The sequence below is a fragment of the Agrobacterium sp. 22-209-1 genome, assembly GCF_053522485.1.
The window spans coordinates 504,516-522,132 of the sequence record NZ_JBNWCH010000003.1; the positions used below are offsets into that span (position 1 = coordinate 504,516).

Annotated in this window: 16 protein-coding genes and 2 pseudogenes; 15 read left to right on the top strand and 3 right to left on the bottom strand. The window is 60.8% G+C overall.

The genetic code is table 11. The features are described 5' to 3' along the window. The first annotated feature begins 192 nt into the window (after positions 1–192). The 5 genes and pseudogenes from uppO to ACQZ48_RS10315 all read left to right on the top strand — a co-directional run bounded on the left by uppO (position 193) and on the right by ACQZ48_RS10315 (position 3,163). Positions 193–1,608: a polysaccharide biosynthesis phosphomannomutase UppO gene (uppO, locus tag ACQZ48_RS10295; protein WP_191217853.1), complete on the top strand. Its 1,416-nt coding sequence runs from the start codon at positions 193–195 to the stop codon at positions 1,606–1,608. A 38-nt stretch (positions 1,609–1,646) separates the two neighbouring features. After that, positions 1,647–1,943 (top strand): nucleotidyltransferase family protein, encoded by a 297-nt coding sequence (locus ACQZ48_RS10300; RefSeq protein ID WP_448728789.1) that lies wholly within the window; start codon positions 1,647–1,649, stop codon positions 1,941–1,943. 113 nt (positions 1,944–2,056) lie between these two features. After that, positions 2,057–2,479: pseudogene (locus ACQZ48_RS10305) on the top strand (HepT-like ribonuclease domain-containing protein); the annotation flags it as partial. Further along, on the top strand, positions 2,400–2,801 hold the full coding sequence (locus ACQZ48_RS10310; protein WP_121651146.1) for a globin domain-containing protein: 402 nt from the start codon (positions 2,400–2,402) through the stop codon (positions 2,799–2,801). The pseudogene ACQZ48_RS10305 and the gene ACQZ48_RS10310, both read left to right, overlap by 80 nt. Continuing rightward, positions 2,798–3,163: a DUF423 domain-containing protein gene (locus tag ACQZ48_RS10315; protein ID WP_448728790.1), complete on the top strand. Its 366-nt coding sequence runs from the start codon at positions 2,798–2,800 to the stop codon at positions 3,161–3,163. Before ACQZ48_RS10310 ends, ACQZ48_RS10315 begins: the two co-directional genes overlap by 4 nt. A 6-nt stretch (positions 3,164–3,169) precedes the next feature. On the opposite strand, the gene ACQZ48_RS10320 is transcribed toward ACQZ48_RS10315, so the two are convergent. From ACQZ48_RS10320 to rutR, 3 genes and pseudogenes are all read right to left on the bottom strand, one after another. Further along, on the bottom strand, positions 3,170–3,460 hold the full coding sequence (locus tag ACQZ48_RS10320; protein WP_077981451.1) for a hypothetical protein: 291 nt from the start codon (positions 3,458–3,460) through the stop codon (positions 3,170–3,172). Beyond that, positions 3,441–3,764: pseudogene (locus ACQZ48_RS10325) on the bottom strand (DUF2325 domain-containing protein); the annotation flags it as partial. The pseudogene ACQZ48_RS10325 and the gene ACQZ48_RS10320, both read right to left, overlap by 20 nt. 260 nt (positions 3,765–4,024) lie before the next feature. Further along, complete coding sequence (rutR, locus tag ACQZ48_RS10330) at positions 4,025–4,666, bottom strand: HTH-type transcriptional regulator RutR (RefSeq protein WP_077981450.1); 642 nt, start codon at positions 4,664–4,666, stop codon at positions 4,025–4,027. Positions 4,667–4,925: 259 nt separating this feature from the next. Here rutR and ACQZ48_RS10335 point away from each other — a divergent pair, with 259 nt between their 5' ends. From ACQZ48_RS10335 to ACQZ48_RS10380, 10 genes are all read left to right on the top strand, one after another. Next, positions 4,926–6,173 carry a Zn-dependent hydrolase gene (locus tag ACQZ48_RS10335; RefSeq protein ID WP_089153200.1) on the top strand — a complete coding sequence of 416 codons (1,248 nt, stop codon included), beginning with the start codon at positions 4,926–4,928 and terminating at the stop codon, positions 6,171–6,173. Then, positions 6,170–6,796 (top strand): endonuclease domain-containing protein, encoded by a 627-nt coding sequence (locus tag ACQZ48_RS10340; protein ID WP_246666551.1) that lies wholly within the window; start codon positions 6,170–6,172, stop codon positions 6,794–6,796. The genes ACQZ48_RS10335 and ACQZ48_RS10340 overlap by 4 nt, the downstream gene beginning before the upstream one ends. Continuing rightward, the gene (gene hydA / locus ACQZ48_RS10345; RefSeq protein ID WP_217004247.1) at positions 6,793–8,250 is read left to right on the top strand and encodes a dihydropyrimidinase; all 1,458 of its coding nucleotides are present in this window, start codon (positions 6,793–6,795) and stop codon (positions 8,248–8,250) included. The genes ACQZ48_RS10340 and hydA overlap by 4 nt, the downstream gene beginning before the upstream one ends. Then, positions 8,247–8,690 carry an NUDIX hydrolase gene (locus tag ACQZ48_RS10350; protein WP_448728791.1) on the top strand — a complete coding sequence of 148 codons (444 nt, stop codon included), beginning with the start codon at positions 8,247–8,249 and terminating at the stop codon, positions 8,688–8,690. The genes hydA and ACQZ48_RS10350 overlap by 4 nt, the downstream gene beginning before the upstream one ends. Continuing rightward, a complete protein-coding gene (locus tag ACQZ48_RS10355; RefSeq protein WP_448728792.1) occupies positions 8,687–9,481 on the top strand; it encodes an ABC transporter ATP-binding protein in 795 nt (264 codons plus the stop codon). The genes ACQZ48_RS10350 and ACQZ48_RS10355 overlap by 4 nt, the downstream gene beginning before the upstream one ends. A gap of 315 nt (positions 9,482–9,796) precedes the next feature. After that, on the top strand, positions 9,797–10,672 hold the full coding sequence (locus tag ACQZ48_RS10360; RefSeq protein WP_448728793.1) for an ABC transporter permease: 876 nt from the start codon (positions 9,797–9,799) through the stop codon (positions 10,670–10,672). Continuing rightward, a complete protein-coding gene (locus tag ACQZ48_RS10365) occupies positions 10,669–11,541 on the top strand; it encodes an ABC transporter permease (RefSeq protein WP_137410844.1) in 873 nt (290 codons plus the stop codon). The genes ACQZ48_RS10360 and ACQZ48_RS10365 overlap by 4 nt, the downstream gene beginning before the upstream one ends. Positions 11,542–11,562: 21 nt before the next feature. Then, on the top strand, positions 11,563–12,555 hold the full coding sequence (locus tag ACQZ48_RS10370) for an ABC transporter substrate-binding protein (RefSeq protein WP_137410845.1): 993 nt from the start codon (positions 11,563–11,565) through the stop codon (positions 12,553–12,555). 360 nt (positions 12,556–12,915) lie between these two features. Beyond that, positions 12,916–14,109: an efflux RND transporter periplasmic adaptor subunit gene (locus ACQZ48_RS10375; RefSeq protein WP_080789910.1), complete on the top strand. Its 1,194-nt coding sequence runs from the start codon at positions 12,916–12,918 to the stop codon at positions 14,107–14,109. Between the two features lie 13 nt (positions 14,110–14,122). Then, entirely contained in the window at positions 14,123–17,443 is a 3,321-nt protein-coding gene (locus ACQZ48_RS10380; protein ID WP_448728794.1) for an efflux RND transporter permease subunit, read from the top strand. Positions 17,444–17,617: the final 174 nt, after the last annotated feature.

A 17,617-nucleotide genomic window follows, 5' to 3' on the forward strand; every position in this document is an offset into this window, starting at 1 on the left:
CCGCCATCGACGGACAAGTTTAAATATGACGGGTGAATTTTAGGTTACCCGCACCAGTCCCGCTATCATCGCCTATTCGCGGCCACGTTGAAAGGGATGATTGACTTGGATGGATCGATACGGTTCTTTCAACCGTTATATTTTTGCATTATCCATTTGACCCTCAAAGATTTTATCGAAACGGAGTTTGGCATGAGCCTGAAATTTGGAACGAGCGGCCTTCGCGGCCTCTCCGTCGATCTGAAAGGAAAAGCCTCGGCCGTCTATGCCACGGCATTTGCAAAACACCTTCTCATATCGGGCCAGGCAAAGGCGGGCGACCCCATTCTCGTCGGCCGCGATTTCCGCGATTCGAGCCCGGAAGTTTCCGCCACCTGCATCGCCGCGCTCAAAAAAGCCGGCCTGAACCCGTTCGATTGCGGCGCCGTGCCGACACCGGCGCTGGCGCTTTACGGCCTGTCGCTGAAGGCCGGCGCGCTGATGATCACCGGTTCGCATATCCCGGCCGACCGCAACGGCATCAAGTTCTACCGCCCGGACGGCGAAATCGACAAGCAGGACGAGACGGCGATTGCCGCTCTTGCCGCCGAAATCGAGGCCGAAGGCATAAGCGCCGAGGCGGCGACCGCCGAAGACCATTCCGCCACCGCAGCCGAACTTTTCTACGAGCGCAACATCGCGTTGCTGCCGGAAAAGGCGCTTTCCGGCCTCAAGATCGGCGTTTACCAGCACAGCACGGTGGCGCGCGATCTCTTTGTCGACGTGCTTGCCCATTATGGGGCGGAGGTCGTTCCACTCGGCCGCTCCGAAACCTTCATCCCCGTCGATACTGAAGCAGTCTCCCCGGAAACGCTGGCCCTTCTCAAAAAATGGTCGCCGGAGCACGGTCTCGACGCCATCGTTTCCGCCGATGGCGACGGCGACCGCCCCCTGCTGACCGATGAAAACGGTGTGCCGCTGCGCGGCGACCTTATCGGCCTGATCACCGCAAATTTCCTCGGCGCCGGCGTGGTCGTTACCCCCGTCACCTCCAATTCGGGTATCGAGGCCAACGGTTCGTTCGACGTCGTCCGCACCAAGGTCGGCTCCCCCTTCGTGATCGCGGGCATGGCTGAGGCGCTCGCCGCCGGCAAGAACGGCGTCATGGGCTTCGAGGCCAATGGCGGCCTGCTGACGGCCTCCGCCTTCACGCTCAACGGCAGGCCGCTTTCGCCTCTGCCGACGCGTGACAGCTTCCTGCCGGTTCTCGCCGTGCTGCTTCTCTCGGCGGAACAGAAAAAGCCGCTGTCGCAGATCGCCGCCGCCTATAACCTGCCGGTCGCCGCCGCCGACCGCCTGGAAAATTTCGCCCAGGAAAAGAGCGCCGCGCTGATGACACATCTGCGCGCCTCCCGCGACAATCTCGAAACCTTCCTCGCCCCGGTCGGCACGGTAAAGGCGCTGAGCGACATCGACGGCCTGCGTGTGGCGCTCACCGATGGCAGCACCATTCATTTCCGCCCTTCCGGCAACGCCCCGGAAATGCGCTGCTACGTCGAAGCCGCCAATCAGGATGAGGCCGAAACGCTTCTGAAAAAGGGGCTCGACCTCATCCGTAATTTTGGCTGAGTCTGGATGCCACCTGCACGATGGTGTAAGCTTGCCGCATGAAGAGAGCGGAGGCCATCAGGAAACTCAAAATGCACGCCCATGCCATGAAAAGCATGGGCGCGACATCGCTTTATGTTTTTGGATCGACCGCCCGCGATGAAGCATTGACCGCAAGCGATCTGGATGTCTTCATCGATTACGATCAGGACGGCCGCTTTTCGCTGATCGATCTCGTCGGCATCAAGCAGTTTCTGGAAGACGAACTGGCGATGGAGGTGGACGTGACCACCCGCGACAGCCTCCACCCGCTGCTCCGCGTCGACATCGAGCAATCCGCAGTGCGGATATTCTGATGATAAAACGGAGGATCTGGCCGGTTCTCAGCGAAATGCTGGACGCGATCCAAGGCATCGAAACGCACACCGCCGGACTATCACTGGACGACTTCTAGCAGAACTGGCTCCTCAAGCTCGCCGTACAGCGCGCTTTGGAGATCATTTCCGAGGCATCACGGCACATCCCGGCGGAATTATTGCGGGACGTTGCGCCTGAAATTCCGTGGAAACAGATTCACGGGATCGGCAATATTCTACGACATGAATACCACAAAGTCGCGGATGATGTGATCTGGGCGGTGGTGACCGAACATGTCGCACCACTCAAAATAGCCGTCCAAGCTATTCAACAATCCGTCGGGCCGACAACTGACGTTTTATGGGCACGATGTCCCAAATGTCGCATCCCGTCTTTCCCTGTTGCACTCGCTGGCCCGGAAAGCGATAAGGACCGCAGGGTCCAAGGAGGCGACGATGAGCGGCGAGACCGTTACCCTTTACGAAGCGATCGGTGGCGATGCGACCGTCAGGGCGCTCACCCGGCGTTTTTATGAATTGATGGATACCCTGCCCGAGGCCGCACGCTGCCGCGCCATCCACCCTGCCGATCTTTCCGGCAGCGAGGCGAAGTTTTACGACTACCTGACCGGATATCTTGGCGGACCGCCCGTCTATGTCGAAAAACACGGCCACCCGATGTTGCGCCGTCGCCATTTCGTCGCCCCTATCGGCCCCGCCGAGCGGGATGAATGGCTGCTGTGCTTCCGCCGCGCCATGGATGAGACGATAGAAAATGCGAAGCTGCGCGAGATCATCTGGGCGCCGGTGGAGCGGCTGGCTTTTCACATGCAGAACCAGGAAGCGGATAATCCATGACCCACGAGAGACTGCGCGCCTTCATTCTGCTGCTGGGTAGCCTCCTGGGTGCTGCCGGCGTCATGCTTGCCGCCGCCGCGACCCATACCGGCGAAACCTATATGCTGGGCAATGCCTCGGCCATGGCGCTGGCGCATGCGCCGGTGCTGGTGGCGCTCAATATCGGTGCGGACCGCATCAGAACCGCCATTCCGGCAGGCCTGATCCTCGGCCTCGGCACGGCGATCTTTGTCGGTGATCTCGTCACCAGACATTTTTCAGGCCACAGCCTGTTTGCCTACGCGGCCCCCCTGGGTGGCCTCGGAATGATCGCGGGATGGCTGGTGCTCTGCGCCGGTGCGTTTCTGAAGCCGAAAGGCTGATCGGCCTTAACGCCGCCGCGTCCAGCGAAACGGCAGGATGTTGCGGCCCTTTTTCGCAGCCTCGCCGAGTGCAAAGGGCGGTGCTTCGCCGGGCTGGCGGGTGCGCAGATGGGGAAAGATCGCCACATTGCCGACGGCGGTCGCGGCGCGGTTGCGCCTTTGGCGTTCGCCGACCATTTCATAGATTTCCGTCAGGGCCGGATCGGCAGCCTGTTCGGCCATCTTGTGCAGTTCCACGCGGCAGGCCTCGTCTGCCGTCGGCTCTTCGCCCTTAAAATTATTGCGCTCGTCGCTCATCGTTGGGGGTCCGTTCATTCATCGTCTGCAGCGCCCGCTCCAGACTGGATTTGCTGCCATTGCGCAGCGGAATGAACGTCTTGCCGAATTTCTTGCAACCGGACTTCACCCGCAGACACGCATCGTGGCTGATACAGTCGATCGGGCAGAAAACGCAGTCGACGGAGGGAAGAACGGTATCGATGCGGGAGACGGCTTCACGCAGGCCGCCGTCGTGATGAATGAGCTCCGCGCCGAAATTGCTGGCGATCTGGCGAAGATGGGCAACCTGACAGTCACGGCCGCCGACATAAAGAAAGCTTTTCGGACCCGATAGCTGCTCTTCGGCCGCCACCTTTTCAGTCTGCGGCTCGCCCTTGCCCTGCTTGCCGCCACGTTCGGCCTTCTTCTTTTCCTTGCGTGCCATTCCCTCACCTGCCGGTTGGTTTTTGATACCCCGATATTGGGCCCCGACATTCGGGATGCGGGCACCATAATAAAGATGAGTTTTTTAGTAAAGTATAAAGGTGATAATTTTCATCATGTTTTTCGCAGCACGCTCAGGCGCTGAAAATCCGGCGATGCTCAGCCGGTTATCCGTAATCCGCCCATGAAAAGCTGCTCGAGATGGCGGGCCGCATCTTCGAAACGCCCGTCGCCGCCGTGTCTGTCCCCCAGCACCGCCCGCACCTGCACATCGAAATCGGCATAGTGCTGAGTGGTCGACCAGATAGAGAAAATGAGGTGGTAGGGGTCGCATTTGGCCATCCGCCCGGCCTTCACCCAGGCGCGGATCACCTCTGCCTTCTCATCCACCAGCTGTTTCAGCGGGCCTTTCAGTTCGTCCTCGATATGGGGCGCGCCCTGCAGAATTTCATTGGCGAACAGGCGGCTTTCACGCGGAAAATCCCGCGACATTTCCAGCTTGCGGCGAATGTAGGAGCGGATTTCGCTTTCGGGATTACCCTCGGCGTCAAAGGCGCGCAGCGGGTCAAGCCATGTATCCAGCACTCGCTCGATCAGCGCGCGATGCATCGCCTCCTTGGTGCGGAAATAATAAAGCACGTTCGGCTTGGACATGCCGGCCGCCTCGGCAATCTGGTCGATGGTGGAGCCGCGGAACCCATTCGTGGAAAAAACACTGAGCGCAGCTTCAAGAATCGCTTCCTGCTTTTCCTCCTGAATGCGGGTCCGCTTCTGTGTTTTCGCTGCGCGCGGTATGGCCATTCTCAGCTCTCTGTTTCTTTTCAATGCAATTGCCGCTACAGTATGCTTAAAAAATAATCGCCGTTCATAGCTTAGGCAAAATTACTGCGATTCGTCACAAAATCCCTTGCTGACGCCAGTGCGAATTTGCAATGTTTACCAGCCGGTCAATTTATCCACCATCGCCGCCACAAGGCAATGGCTGTTATCTTAACCGGCAAAAAAGGGAACGGCACAAGCTTTGCTTTGATAAAAACAAAACAGGTGAGGACGACACTGCATGACGGCGGGTAAGAACTTGACGGTCAATGGCGACCGTCTGTGGGACAGTCTGATGGACATGGCGAAGATTGGCCCCGGCATCGCCGGCGGCAATAATCGCCGCACACTGACGGATGAGGATGCGGAAGGCCGCCGCCTGTTTCAGCGCTGGTGCGAGGCGGCGGGTATGACGATGGGCGTCGACCGCATGGGCACCATGTTCGCCACCCGCCCCGGCGAAGACCCGGACGCGTTGCCGGTCTATATCGGCAGCCATCTCGACACCCAGCCGACCGGCGGCAAGTACGACGGCGTGCTTGGCGTGCTGGCCGGGCTGGAAGTGGTGCGCAGCCTGAACGACCTCAATATCAAAACCAGACACCCGATCACCGTCACCAACTGGTCGAATGAAGAAGGCGCGCGCTTCGCGCCCGCCATGCTGGCTTCCGGCGTCTTCGCTGGCATTCACGATCTCGATTACGCCTATAGCCGCACCGATACCGACGGCAAGACCTATGGCGAGGAGCTGCAGCGCATCGGCTGGCTGGGTGAGGAAGAGGTCGGCGCGCGCAAGATGCACGCCTATTTCGAATATCACATCGAGCAGGGGCCGATCCTGGAGGCGGAAGGAAAACAGATCGGCGTCGTCACCCATTGCCAGGGCCTGTGGTGGCTGGAAGTGACGCTGACCGGCAAGGAAGCCCATACCGGCTCGACGCCGATGGCCATGCGCGTCAATGCCGGTCTAGCCGCCGCCCGCATTCTTGAAAAAGTGCAGGAAGTGGCAATGGCCCACCAGCCCGGCGCCGTGGCCGGCGTCGGCCAGATGATCTTCACGCCCAATTCCCGCAATGTCCTGCCCGGCAAGGTGGTTTTCACCATCGACCTTAGAACCCCCTCGCAGGCGAAGCTCGACAACATGCGGGCCATCTTCGAACGCGAGGTGCCCGCTATCGCCGAAGAACTCGGCGTCGGCTGCTCGATCGAGGCCATCGGCCATTTCGATCCCGTCACCTTCGATCCGGTGCTGGTGGGCCGCGTGCGCAATGCCGCCGAAAAACTGGGTTATAGCCACATGGACATCATCTCCGGCGCCGGCCACGATGCCTGCTGGACCGCACGGGTCGCCCCTTCCACCATGATCTTCTGCCCCTGCGTGGACGGGCTTTCGCACAACGAAGCGGAAGAGATTTCGCCGGAATGGGCAAAGGCTGGCTGCGATGTGCTGCTGCATGCGGTGCTGGAGACTGCGGAGATCGTGGAATGATCGTGCCCACGAGGCCAAGCCCCCTCATCCGGCCCTTCGGGCCACCTTCTCCCCGGCGGGGAGAAGAAACACGCGGCAACACCCCCGACCCTACCACCGGCGTCATGAAAATCTGCGACGGTGCCTCCCATTTCTTCTCCCCGCCGGGGAGAAGGTGGCCCGAAGGGCCGGATGAGGGGGCAAGGCTCATGGTGGACCACACGGGCAAAAAAGCAGCAAAACGCCAACCTGGCAAAACCACGCAAGCCCGAAAACTCCGCCGCGACGAGACCGACGCCGAATACCGCCTCTGGTATGAACTCAAAGGCCGGCGGCTAAACGGCTTCAAGTTCAGCCGGCAAGTCCCGCTTGGCGCTTACATCGCCGATTTCGTCTGCCGCGAGAAAATGTTGATCGTCGAACTTGACGGATCGCAGCACGCCTCTTCCCCCCACAACCGGCAACGGACGCTCTGGTTAAACGGGCAGGGCTATGCCGTGCTCCGGTTCTGGAACCACGAAGTTTTCGAAGACCTCTCCTCCACGCTCACCACCATCCTCGCCGTCCTGAACGCCGAGACTTTCCTGCCCGATCATCCCGACCGTTATTCGCCAGCCCTCGTCACCGGGAACACGCCACAATGACCGCCACCATCATCAAGAACGGCACCGTCGTCACCGCCGACCTCACCTACAAGGCCGATGTGAAGATCGAAGACGGCAGGATCACCGAGATCGGACCCGATCTCACCGGCGGCACCATCCTCGATGCCACCGGATGTTATGTCATGCCCGGCGGCATCGATCCGCATGTGCATCTGGAAATGCCCTTCATGGGCACCTATTCCGCCGATGATTTCGAGAGCGGCACGCGGGCAGCGTTGGCCGGCGGCACGACCATGGTGGTGGATTTCTGCCTGCCGGAGCCGGGGCAATCGCTTCTCGATGCCCTGCAACGCTGGGACAACAAGGCAACGCGTGCCAATTGCGATTATTCCTTCCACATGGCCGTCACCTGGTGGGGCGAGCAGGTCTTCGATGAGATGAAGACGGTGGTTCAGGAAAAAGGCATTAACTCCTTCAAGCACTTCATGGCCTATAAGGGCGCACTGATGGTGAATGACGACGAGATGTTCGCCTCCTTCTCGCGCTGCGCGGAACTCGGCGCCATTCCCTTCGTGCATGCGGAAAACGGCGACATCGTTGCGCAGATGCAGGAAAAACTGATGGCGCAAGGCAATGTCGGGCCGGAGGCACATGCCTATTCCCGACCGCCTTCCGTGGAAGGCGAGGCCACCAACCGCGCCATCATCATCGCCGATATGGCCGGCGCTCCGCTCTATGTCGTCCACACCTCCTGTGAGCAGGCGCATGAAGCCATCCGCCGCGCCCGCCAGAGCGGCATGCGGGTCTATGGCGAACCGCTGATCCAGCACCTGATCCTTGATGAAAGCGAATATACCAATCCCGATTGGGATCATGCCGCCCGCCGGGTGATGTCTCCGCCCTTCCGCAACCGCCAGCATCAGGACAGCCTCTGGGCCGGTCTCGCCTCCGGCTCGCTGCAATGTGTGGCGACCGACCATTGCGCCTTCACGACCGAGCAGAAACGCTTCGGCCTCGGCGACTTCCGCAAGATACCGAACGGCACCGGTGGGCTTGAAGACCGCATGCCGCTGCTGTGGACCCATGGCGTGGCGACCGGCCGCCTGACGATGAACGAATTCGTCGCCGTCACCTCCACCAATATTGCGAAAATCCTCAACATCTACCCGAGAAAAGGCGCGATCCTCGTCGGCAGCGATGCCGATATCGTCGTCTGGGATCCGGCGCTCACAAAGACCATCAGCGCCACAAGCCAGCAATCGGCCATCGACTACAACGTGTTCGAAGGGCAGAAGGTGAAGGGCATGCCGCGCTACACCCTGTCGCGTGGCCTCGTCAGTGTCGAGGAGGGCACCATCGAGACACAGGAAGGCCACGGCCAGTTCGTCGCCCGCGATCCCTATCCCGCCGTCAGCCGGGCGCTTTCCACCTGGAAGGAACTCGTTTCGCCGCGCAAGGTGGAGCGTAGTGGCATTCCGGCATCGGGCGTATGACCATGAGCAGCGAGCCGAAACGCGAAATCCTCATCGCCGCCGCCGTTCTCCTCAACGAGCACCGGCAGATGCTTGTGGTGCGCAAGCGCGGCACCACGCAGTTCATGCAGCCGGGCGGCAAGATCGATCCGGGCGAAACGCCGGAGCAGGCGCTGCACCGCGAACTGGCCGAAGAAATCGGCCTGACGCTGCCCGAACATGCAGTTCGTTATGAGGGCATCTTTCGCGAGGAAGCCGCCAATGAACCGGGCGCCGATGTCGTCGCCCATGCCTTCACCGCCAGACTTCAAGCCGAGGTCATGCCGCAGGCGGAAATCGAGGAAGTGCGCTGGCTCGATCTCGACCGCAACCCCGGCGTGACCATCGCCAGACTGACGGAAACCCAGATGCTGCCGCTGGCGCGCGCAGCGCTCACGGAAAGCGACAATCAGCAAAGATGAACCAGGCCTCCTCCTATTCCGTCGTTTCCGCCAGAAAACTGGGCCTCACCTTCGAAACGGGGGATGGACCTGTCCACGCCTTGTCTGATGTCGATCTCGATGTGAAAAAGGGCGATTTCGTCTCCTTCATCGGCCCTTCCGGCTGCGGCAAGACCACGTTTCTGCGGGTCATCGCCGATCTTGAAAAACACACGTCGGGAGAAATAACCGTCAACGGCACGACGCCGGAAAATGCCCGCAAGGACCGATCCTACGGTTACGTCTTTCAGGCCGCCGCCCTTTATCCCTGGCGGACCATCGAAAAGAACATCGCGCTGCCGCTTGAAATCATGGGTTACAGCAAGGCCGAACAGCGCGAGCGCATCGACCGCACGCTCGACCTCGTCAACCTCACGGGCTTCGGCAAGAAATACCCCTGGCAACTTTCCGGCGGCATGCAGCAGCGCGCCTCCATCGCCCGCGCGCTTGCCTTCGATGCCGACCTGCTGTTGATGGACGAGCCTTTCGGCGCGCTGGACGAAATCGTTCGCGATCATCTGAACGAACAGCTGCTGAAACTCTGGGATACGACCGGCAAGACCATCTGTTTCGTCACCCATTCCATTCCCGAAGCGGTCTATCTCTCGACGAAAATCGTCGTCATGTCGCCGCGGCCGGGGAGAGTGACTGATGTGATTACATCCACGCTGCCGCGGGAAAGGCCGCTGGAGATCAGGGAGACGCCGGAGTTTCTGGCCATTGCGCACCGCGTACGCGAAGGGTTGAAGGCGGGGCATGGCTATGAGGGGTGAGGTCAGCGCCAGCATTGGCTCATTTGGCGGGAGGTTGCCACACGTTTCTTCTCCCCGCCGGGGAGAAGATGGCCCGAAGGGTCGGATGAGGGGGCAAGGTTGCGGCCTACCGCTACCCTTGCCCCCTCATCCCGCTGCCGCGACCTTCTCCCCCTCGGGGAGAAGAAGGCAGGCGGCTCTACCTCCATTCCATTCGCAAACAGTGAGATGGCCGAGACCCACCCACGAGTCGATCTCCCCCCTTGAGGGGGAGATGTCCGGCAGGACAGAGGGGGGTAAGCCTCACCCTCGGAATGATCGGCGGAGCAAAACCCCATGACCCTCCTCCGCCACCGCGTCTTTCCCATCCTCACCGTCCTCCTCGCCATCCTCATCCTCTGGCACCTCGCTGTCATCTACCTCAACATGCCCTTCGCCCGCGACCAGGCCACCCGCGCCGGCCAGACGCCGGGTTTCTTCGAACTCCTGCCGCAAACCTTCGCGCAGGAGCGCCCGGTCCTCCCGGCCCCGCACCAGATCGCCGCCGAACTCTGGGACACGACCGTCAACAAGGCCATCACCTCCAAGCGCAGCCTCGTCTACCACGCCGGCATCACGCTTTCGGCCACCCTGCTCGGTTTCGCCATTGGCGCAGTGCTGGGCATTCTCCTCGCGGTCGCCATCATCCATAACCGAGCCATGGACCGCTCCGTCATGCCGTGGATCATCGCCAGCCAGACGATCCCCATCCTCGCCATCGCGCCGATGATCATCGTCGTCCTGAACTCCATCGGCATTTCCGGGCTTCTGCCCAAGGCGCTGATCTCCACCTACCTCTCCTTCTTCCCCATCGTCGTCGGCATGGTGAAGGGCTTAAGAAGCCCCGAAACGCTGCAGCTTGACCTGATGCACACCTATAATGCCTCACCGGCCCAGATCTTCTGGAAGCTGCGCTGGCCCTCCGCCCTGCCTTATCTTTTCACCTCGCTGAAGATCGCCATTGCCATCGCGCTGGTCGGCGCCATCGTCGGGGAACTGCCGACGGGCGCGGTGGCGGGCCTCGGCGCGCGGCTCCTCTCCGGCTCCTATTATGGCCAGACGGTGCAGATATGGGCGGCGCTGTTCATGGCCGCCGGTGTGGCGGCGTTGCTGGTGTCGATCATCGGCATTGCCCACGCCGCCGTCCTCAAGAGAATGGGAGCACGGCCATGACGAACCCCTTCTGGTTTATCGGCGCGATCCTGTTCTGGCTTGCCGCCTGGGCCTTCAACGAATGGCTGGTGCGGCGCAATTTCACCTCGACCTCTGGAAAGCGCATCGGCCGCATCGCCGTGCCCCTCCTCTTCGGCCTTGCCCTTCTGGTTCTCTGGGAAGGCATCGTGCGCGGCTTCTCCGTTCCGCCCATCCTGCTGCCGGCCCCCAGCGCCATCCTCGCCCGCCTTCTCGGCTCGCTGCCGATCCTCTGGGCGGATTTCCGCCAGACCTTCCTCAAATCGGTGCTGACGGGTTATGTGCTCGGCTGCGGCCTCGGCTTTCTCGTCGCCATCCTCATCGACCGCTCGCCCTTTCTCCAGCGCGGGCTTCTGCCGATCGGCAATTTCGTCTCCGCCCTGCCGGTCGTCGGCATCGCACCCATCATGGTCATGTGGTTCGGTTTCGACTGGCAGTCGAAAGTCGCCGTCGTCGTCATCATGACCTTCTTCCCGATGCTGGTGAACACGGTGCAGGGACTTGCCGCCGCCAGCCACATGGAGCGTGATCTGATGCGCACCTATGCCGCCGGCTGGTGGCCGACGCTGATAAAGCTGCGCCTGCCCGCCGCCTGGCCCTTTATCTTCAACGCGCTGAAGATCAATTCCACGCTGGCGCTGATCGGCGCCATCGTCGCGGAATTCTTCGGCACGCCCATCGTCGGCATGGGGTTCCGCATCTCGGCGGAAATGGGCCGCAGCAATGTCGATATGGTCTGGGCCGAAATCGCGGTCGCCGCACTCGCCGGCTCCGGCTTTTATGGTCTCGTGGCGCTCGCAGAGCGGGCCGTCACCTTCTGGCATCCGTCCGTCCGTGGGGGACGAACGTAAATAACGAAAAAGGGAACAGCGATGAAAATGAAACTTGCATCCATGCTTCTTGCCGGCGCGTCACTTCTGACCGCATTCGGGGCTGAGGCCGCCGACAAGATCACCCTGCAGCTGAAATGGGTGACCCAGGCGCAGTTCGCCGGTTATTACGTCGCCAAGGACAAGGGCTTTTATGAAGCCGAAGGTCTCGATGTCGATATCAAGCCGGGCGGCCCGGATATCGCACCGGCGCAAGTGCTGGCTGGCGGCGGGGCCGATGTGATCGTCGACTGGATGCCATCAGCACTCGCCACCCGCGAAAAGGGCGTGCCGCTGGTCAATATCGCGCAGCCGTTCAAATCGTCGGGCATGATGCTGACCTGCCTGAAGGAAACCGGCATCACCAAGCCTGAAGATTTCAAGGGCAAGACGCTGGGCGTCTGGTTCTTCGGCAATGAATATCCGTTCCTGTCTTGGATGGCGCATCTGAAAATCCCGACCACCGGCGGCGCCGATGGCGTTACCGTGCTGAAACAGGGTTTCAACGTCGATCCGCTTTTGCAGAAACAGGCCGCCTGCATTTCCACCATGACGTATAATGAATATTGGCAGGTGATTGACGCCGGCATCAAGCCGGAAGAACTCGTCACCTTCAAATATGAAGACGAAGGCGTGGCGACGCTGGAAGACGGACTTTACGTTCTCGAAGACAAGCTGAAAGACGCCAAGTTCAAGGAGGACATGGTCAAATTCGTCCGCGCCTCCATGAAAGGCTGGAAATGGGCCGAAGAAAACCCTGACGACGCCGCCGATATCGTTCTCGAAAACGACGCCTCCGGCGCGCAGACGGAAAAACACCAGAAGCGGATGATGGGCGAGGTTGCCAAACTCACCGCCGGTTCCAAGGGCGCGCTCGACAAGGCAGACTACGAGCGAACGGTAAAAACCCTGCTCGGCGGCGGCTCCGATCCGGTCATCACCAAGGAACCGACAGGCGCCTACACCACTGAAATCACCGATGCGGCGCTGAAATAGCCGAATTAAACCCGAATGAAGGGAACGCGCGGCGCCATCCGCGCGTTTTTTTCGCTGGTAACCCATTCGACGAATTACAATATCCAGCCCCATACAAAAATGTATATCAACCATCGCGGCTATGCGGATTGATTTGCACGGCAACAGGAATTACAGTCCCGCCTACAAGACTGCCAACTTTGATCTTGTAAAATAAGCACAGGGCAAATGTGCTTAAGATTCGCGTTGAGGGGCGTTTGAATCGGGAGGATCGAAAAGGAAGTATTGTGATCCCTTGTTTCACATTCGCTATCGCATGACCTTTTAAGACACGCCTTGGGCTGCAGGACATGCGATCGGATATTGCGCGAGCCAAGACACATGCAGCATAAAGTCACGTTTAACCGGTTTGTATTCCTTCTTCTTTCGGCAACGGCGCTTCCCCTCTCAGCAGCCGCCGAGGGAGAGACGCAGGCGCCGGCCAAACAGCAGAACCTGCCATCGATCATCGTCGCGCATGCGGCAAAACGCGATCTCGTGGACCGCATCATCGCCACCGGCACGATCCGCCCCGTGGACGAGATTTACGTCCAGCCGCTGGTCGACGGTCTGTCGATCGACACGCTGAACGCCGATATCGGCGACCGGGTGGAAGCGAATGCGGTTCTCGCGGTCCTTTCATCGGACAGTCTGATCCTTCAGAAAAGCCAGCTTGAGGCCAATAAGGCCAAGGCACAGGCAGCTGTTGCGCAGGCCAAGGCACAGGTTCTGGAAGCGGAGGCGAGCGCCAACGACGCGAACCGCCAGCGTGACCGCGCCGCAAAGCTCGGCCAGAGCGGTTCCGGCTCCGTGTCACAGGTGGAGCAGACCCAGGCGCAGGCGGAAGTCGCCGCCGCCAAGCTGAACGCCGCCCGCCAGGCCGTTTCCGCCGGCGAAGCCGATATCAAGGTTGTGGATGCGCAGATTGCCGATATCGACCTGAAATTGACGCGCACCGGCGTGAAAACCCCGGTCGCCGGTATTGTTTCGGCCAAGAATGCCAAGGTCGGCGCGATTGCCAGCGGCGCCGGTGATCCGCTGTTTACCGTCATCAAGGATGGCGCGATCGAACTTGTCGCCGATCTGTCCGAGACGGATATCCTCAAGGTGAAACCCGGCCAGAAAGCCTATTTGACGGTTGCCGGCGGAGCTGAGAAAATAGAGGGCAAGGTGCGCCTCGTGTCGCCCACCGTCGATCCGACCACGCGCCTGGGTTCCGTGCATGTGGTGTTGCCCGAAGGTAGCCCGGCGCGATCCGGCATGTATGCCAGCGCGGCGATCATCGTCGAGGAGACGAATGCGCTCGCCTTGCCGCTGTCGGCCGTCACCTCCGGGCGTGAAGGTTCAACCACCCGCAAGGTGGAAGGCGACGTCGTCAAACAGGTAAAGATCGAGACCGGCATCGAAGACGGCGGTTTTATCGAGATTGTCAGCGGTCTTGCCGCTGGAGACAAGGTTGTCGAGAAAGCTGGGGCATTCGTGCGTGATGGGGACCGGATCAGACCGGTGGAAGCCCAGACGGCTGCGTCCAACTGACTGAGGGAATGAGATGAACTTTTCCGCATGGTCAATCCGTAACCCGATTGCGCCGCTGCTCGGCTTCGCGCTTTTGATGATCCTCGGCATGCAGGCGTTCAACACCCTGCCCATCACCCGTTTTCCGAACATCGACGTTCCCGTCGTGGCCGTCACGGTCACCCAGAGCGGCGCTTCGCCGTCCGAGCTGGAAATGCAGGTGACGAAGGAAATAGAGGATGCCGTCGCCGCCATCAGCGGCGTCGACGAAATCCAGTCCACCGTGGTCGATGGCCAGTCCACCACCACGGTCGTCTTCCGCATCGAAAAGCCGACGGAAGAAGCGGTTCAGGATACGAAGGACGCCATCGACAAGATCCGCAGCGATCTTCCCGCCGATATCGAGGAACCGATTGTCAGCAAGATCGACGTCGAGGGTCAGGCGATCCAGACCTTCGCCGTCTCCTCGCCCAACATGACGCTGGAAGAACTGTCCTGGTTCGTGGATGACACGATCAAGCGTTCGCTCCAGGGCCAGTCGGGCATCGGCAAGGTGGACCGTTATGGCGGCGCTGACCGCGAAGTGCGCGTTTCGCTGAACCCGGAAAAGCTCGATGCCTATGGCATTACCGCCACCGAGGTGAACAGCCAGCTGCGCGGCACGAACGTCGATCTCGGCTCGGGCCGAGGCCAGGTTGGCGGCAACGAACAGACCATCCGCACGCTCGGCGATACGCGCGACGTGAGCCAGCTTGCCAATACCACGATAGCGCTGTCCAACGGTCGTTTCGTCAAGCTCTCCGAACTCGGCACGGTCACCGACACCTATGAGGAGCAGAAATCCTTCTCGCGCTTCAACGGCAATCCCGCCGTCACCTTCGCGGTGTTCCGCTCTAAGGGCGCGAGCGAGGTCTCGGTCGCCGAAACCGTGGCGGCAAGCCTCGATCAGGTGCGCAAGGATCATCCCGACGTCTCGATCGAAATGGTCGATGACGCCGTCTATTTTACCTATGGCAATTACGAGGCGGCGCTGCATACGCTGATCGAAGGCGCTATCCTCGCCGTTATCGTCGTCCTGCTCTTCCTGCGCAACTGGCGTGCAACGCTGATTGCCGCCGTGGCGCTGCCGCTTTCCGCGATCCCGACCTTCTGGATCATGGATATCATGGGCTTCTCGCTCAACCTCGTCAGCTTCCTGGCCTTGACCCTCGCCACGGGTATTCTCGTCGACGACGCCATTGTGGAAATCGAGAACATCGCCCGCCATATCAAGATGGGCAAGACGCCCTATCGGGCAGCGCTGGAAGCGGCGGATGAAATCGGCCTCGCCGTCATCGCCACCAGCTTCACCATCATCGCCGTTTTCGTGCCCGTCTCGTTCATGCCTGGTATTCCGGGCCAGTACTTCATCCAATTCGGCCTCACCGTCGCCTTCTCGGTGTTCTTCTCGCTCGCCGTCGCCCGCCTCATCACACCGTTGATGGCGGCCTATCTGATGCGCGCCGAAGATGCGATGGAAGATCACCACGACAATGACAGCCGGCTGATGAAGGCCTATACGCGCATGGTCACCGCCACCACCCGCAAGTGGTGGGCGCGATATCTGACGCTGCTCGGCGCCATCGGCTTCCTCGTCGCTTCCGTCATTCTGCTCGCCGGCGTTCCGGGGAGCTTCCTGCCGCCGGACGACGCCTCGCGCGTGACGCTTTCGGTGGAACTGCCGCCCAATGCGACGCTCGACGAAACCGACCGCACGACAACGCAGATTTATCACGCCATCCGCGACATCGATGGCGTGGAAAGCGTGTTCATCCTCGGCGGCGCTTCGCCCAAGGGGGACCTGGAACTGCGCCGCGCCACCGTCAACGTCATCCTGCAGCATATCGACCATTCGCTGCTGAAAACCCTTGTCAACAAAGGCCTCGGCTCCCTTCCGCTCATCGGTCAATATCTGCCGAAGGTGGAAGAGAAGGGCCGCACACGTCCGCAATGGGATGTGGAGCGGGATATTTTCGCGCAGGTGCGCGGCATTCCCGATGTGCGCATCATCAAGCTCAACGACCGTGCGGAACGCGAGCTCTCCTTCAACTTCCTCTCCTCAAACGAGAAGGACCTGAACGACGCCGTCGGTATTCTAGAAAGCCGCCTGCGGGCCTCGCCGATCCTTGCCAATGTCAGCTCGGAAGGCGCCCTGCCCCGGCCGGAACTGCAAATCCGCCCGCGCAAGGATGAAATCGCCCGCCTTGGCATCACGCCGCAGCAGATTTCGCAGACCGTGCGTGTCGCCACAATCGGCGATACCGATGCGCAACTGACGAAGATTTCGCTGGATGACCGGCAGATTCCGATCCGCGTGCAGGCGTCGCTCGACACCCGCCGCGACCTCGCCACCATCCGCGCGCTGAAGATCAAGACCGCCTCCGGATCGCTGGTGCCGCTCTATAGCGTTGCCGATATCGATTATTCGGAAGGTCCAAGCTCGATCAAGCGCAACGACCGCAACCGCGTCGTCTCCATCGGCTCCGACGTTCCCTTCGGCACGGCGCTCGATACGTCGACGGCCGAATTCAAGCGCATCGTGTCGGAAACCGAACTGCCGGCGAGCGTTCGCCTTGCCGAAAGCGGCGACGCCAAGGTGCAGGGCGAAATGCAGCAGGGCTTCGTCAATGCCATGCTGCTCGGCCTGATGCTGGTGCTGGTCGTGCTCATCCTGCTCTTCAAGGATGTCATCCAGCCCTTCACCATCCTGTTCTCGCTGCCGCTCGCCATTGGCGGCGTGGCCGTCGCGCTCATCATCACGCAGAACGCGCTCTCCATGCCGGTTCTCATCGGCATCCTGATGCTGATGGGCATCGTGACGAAAAACGCCATCCTGCTGGTGGATTTCGCCATCGAAATGCGCCGGCACGGCATGGAACGGGTGCATGCCATGGTGGAGGCAGGCCGCAAGCGCGCCCGCCCGATCATCATGACCTCCATCGCCATGTCGGCGGGCATGTTGCCCTCCGCCCTCGGCGTCGGCGAAGGCGGTTCGTTCCGCGCGCCGATGGCGATTGCGGTGATCGGCGGCATCATCGTCTCGACGGTGCTGTCGCTGATCGTGGTGCCGGCCTTCTTCCTGATCATGGACGACCTCTCGCGCCTGCTCGCCCACCTCTTCGGCCGCTTCGTCGGCAAGAAGGAAGAGGAGGAAGAGGCCCTCTCCAACGAAAAACTCTCGGAGATCGCCCACGAAAACAGCCTCGCCCTTTCCTCGCTGGAGGCCCGCGTCGCCAACATGGAAAAGGGCACCGGCGAAAAGGCAGGCGAAAAGGGCAGCAATATATTGCGACTGCCGCCGCTTGCTGCGGAATGAAAGTTGCAAATACGAAGATTGAAACGCCGGGGCTTGTACCCGGCGTTTTTTCGTCTCTGTGGTAAAGCACGACATCGCGGCATATTTCTTCTCCCCGCCGGGGAGAAGGTGGCCCGAAGGGTCGGATGAGGGGGCAACTTTGCCGAATCTCTCTACCCTCGCCCCCTCATCCCG

Bases quoted from the DNA above. Each gene is read 5' to 3' on its own strand.
- uppO (WP_191217853.1), top strand. From the start codon at position 193: ATGAGCCTGAAATTTGGAACGAGCGGCCTTCGCGGCCTCTCCGTCGAT.
- ACQZ48_RS10300 (WP_448728789.1), top strand. From the start codon at position 1,647: ATGAAGAGAGCGGAGGCCATCAGGAAACTCAAAATGCACGCCCATGCC.
- ACQZ48_RS10310 (WP_121651146.1), top strand. From the start codon at position 2,400: ATGAGCGGCGAGACCGTTACCCTTTACGAAGCGATCGGTGGCGATGCG.
- ACQZ48_RS10315 (WP_448728790.1), top strand. From the start codon at position 2,798: ATGACCCACGAGAGACTGCGCGCCTTCATTCTGCTGCTGGGTAGCCTC.
- ACQZ48_RS10320 (WP_077981451.1), bottom strand. From the start codon at position 3,460: ATGAGCGACGAGCGCAATAATTTTAAGGGCGAAGAGCCGACGGCAGAC.
- rutR (WP_077981450.1), bottom strand. From the start codon at position 4,666: ATGGCCATACCGCGCGCAGCGAAAACACAGAAGCGGACCCGCATTCAG.
- ACQZ48_RS10335 (WP_089153200.1), top strand. From the start codon at position 4,926: ATGACGGCGGGTAAGAACTTGACGGTCAATGGCGACCGTCTGTGGGAC.
- ACQZ48_RS10340 (WP_246666551.1), top strand. From the start codon at position 6,170: ATGATCGTGCCCACGAGGCCAAGCCCCCTCATCCGGCCCTTCGGGCCA.
- hydA (WP_217004247.1), top strand. From the start codon at position 6,793: ATGACCGCCACCATCATCAAGAACGGCACCGTCGTCACCGCCGACCTC.
- ACQZ48_RS10350 (WP_448728791.1), top strand. From the start codon at position 8,247: ATGACCATGAGCAGCGAGCCGAAACGCGAAATCCTCATCGCCGCCGCC.
- ACQZ48_RS10355 (WP_448728792.1), top strand. From the start codon at position 8,687: ATGAACCAGGCCTCCTCCTATTCCGTCGTTTCCGCCAGAAAACTGGGC.
- ACQZ48_RS10360 (WP_448728793.1), top strand. From the start codon at position 9,797: ATGACCCTCCTCCGCCACCGCGTCTTTCCCATCCTCACCGTCCTCCTC.
- ACQZ48_RS10365 (WP_137410844.1), top strand. From the start codon at position 10,669: ATGACGAACCCCTTCTGGTTTATCGGCGCGATCCTGTTCTGGCTTGCC.
- ACQZ48_RS10370 (WP_137410845.1), top strand. From the start codon at position 11,563: ATGAAAATGAAACTTGCATCCATGCTTCTTGCCGGCGCGTCACTTCTG.
- ACQZ48_RS10375 (WP_080789910.1), top strand. From the start codon at position 12,916: ATGCAGCATAAAGTCACGTTTAACCGGTTTGTATTCCTTCTTCTTTCG.
- ACQZ48_RS10380 (WP_448728794.1), top strand. From the start codon at position 14,123: ATGAACTTTTCCGCATGGTCAATCCGTAACCCGATTGCGCCGCTGCTC.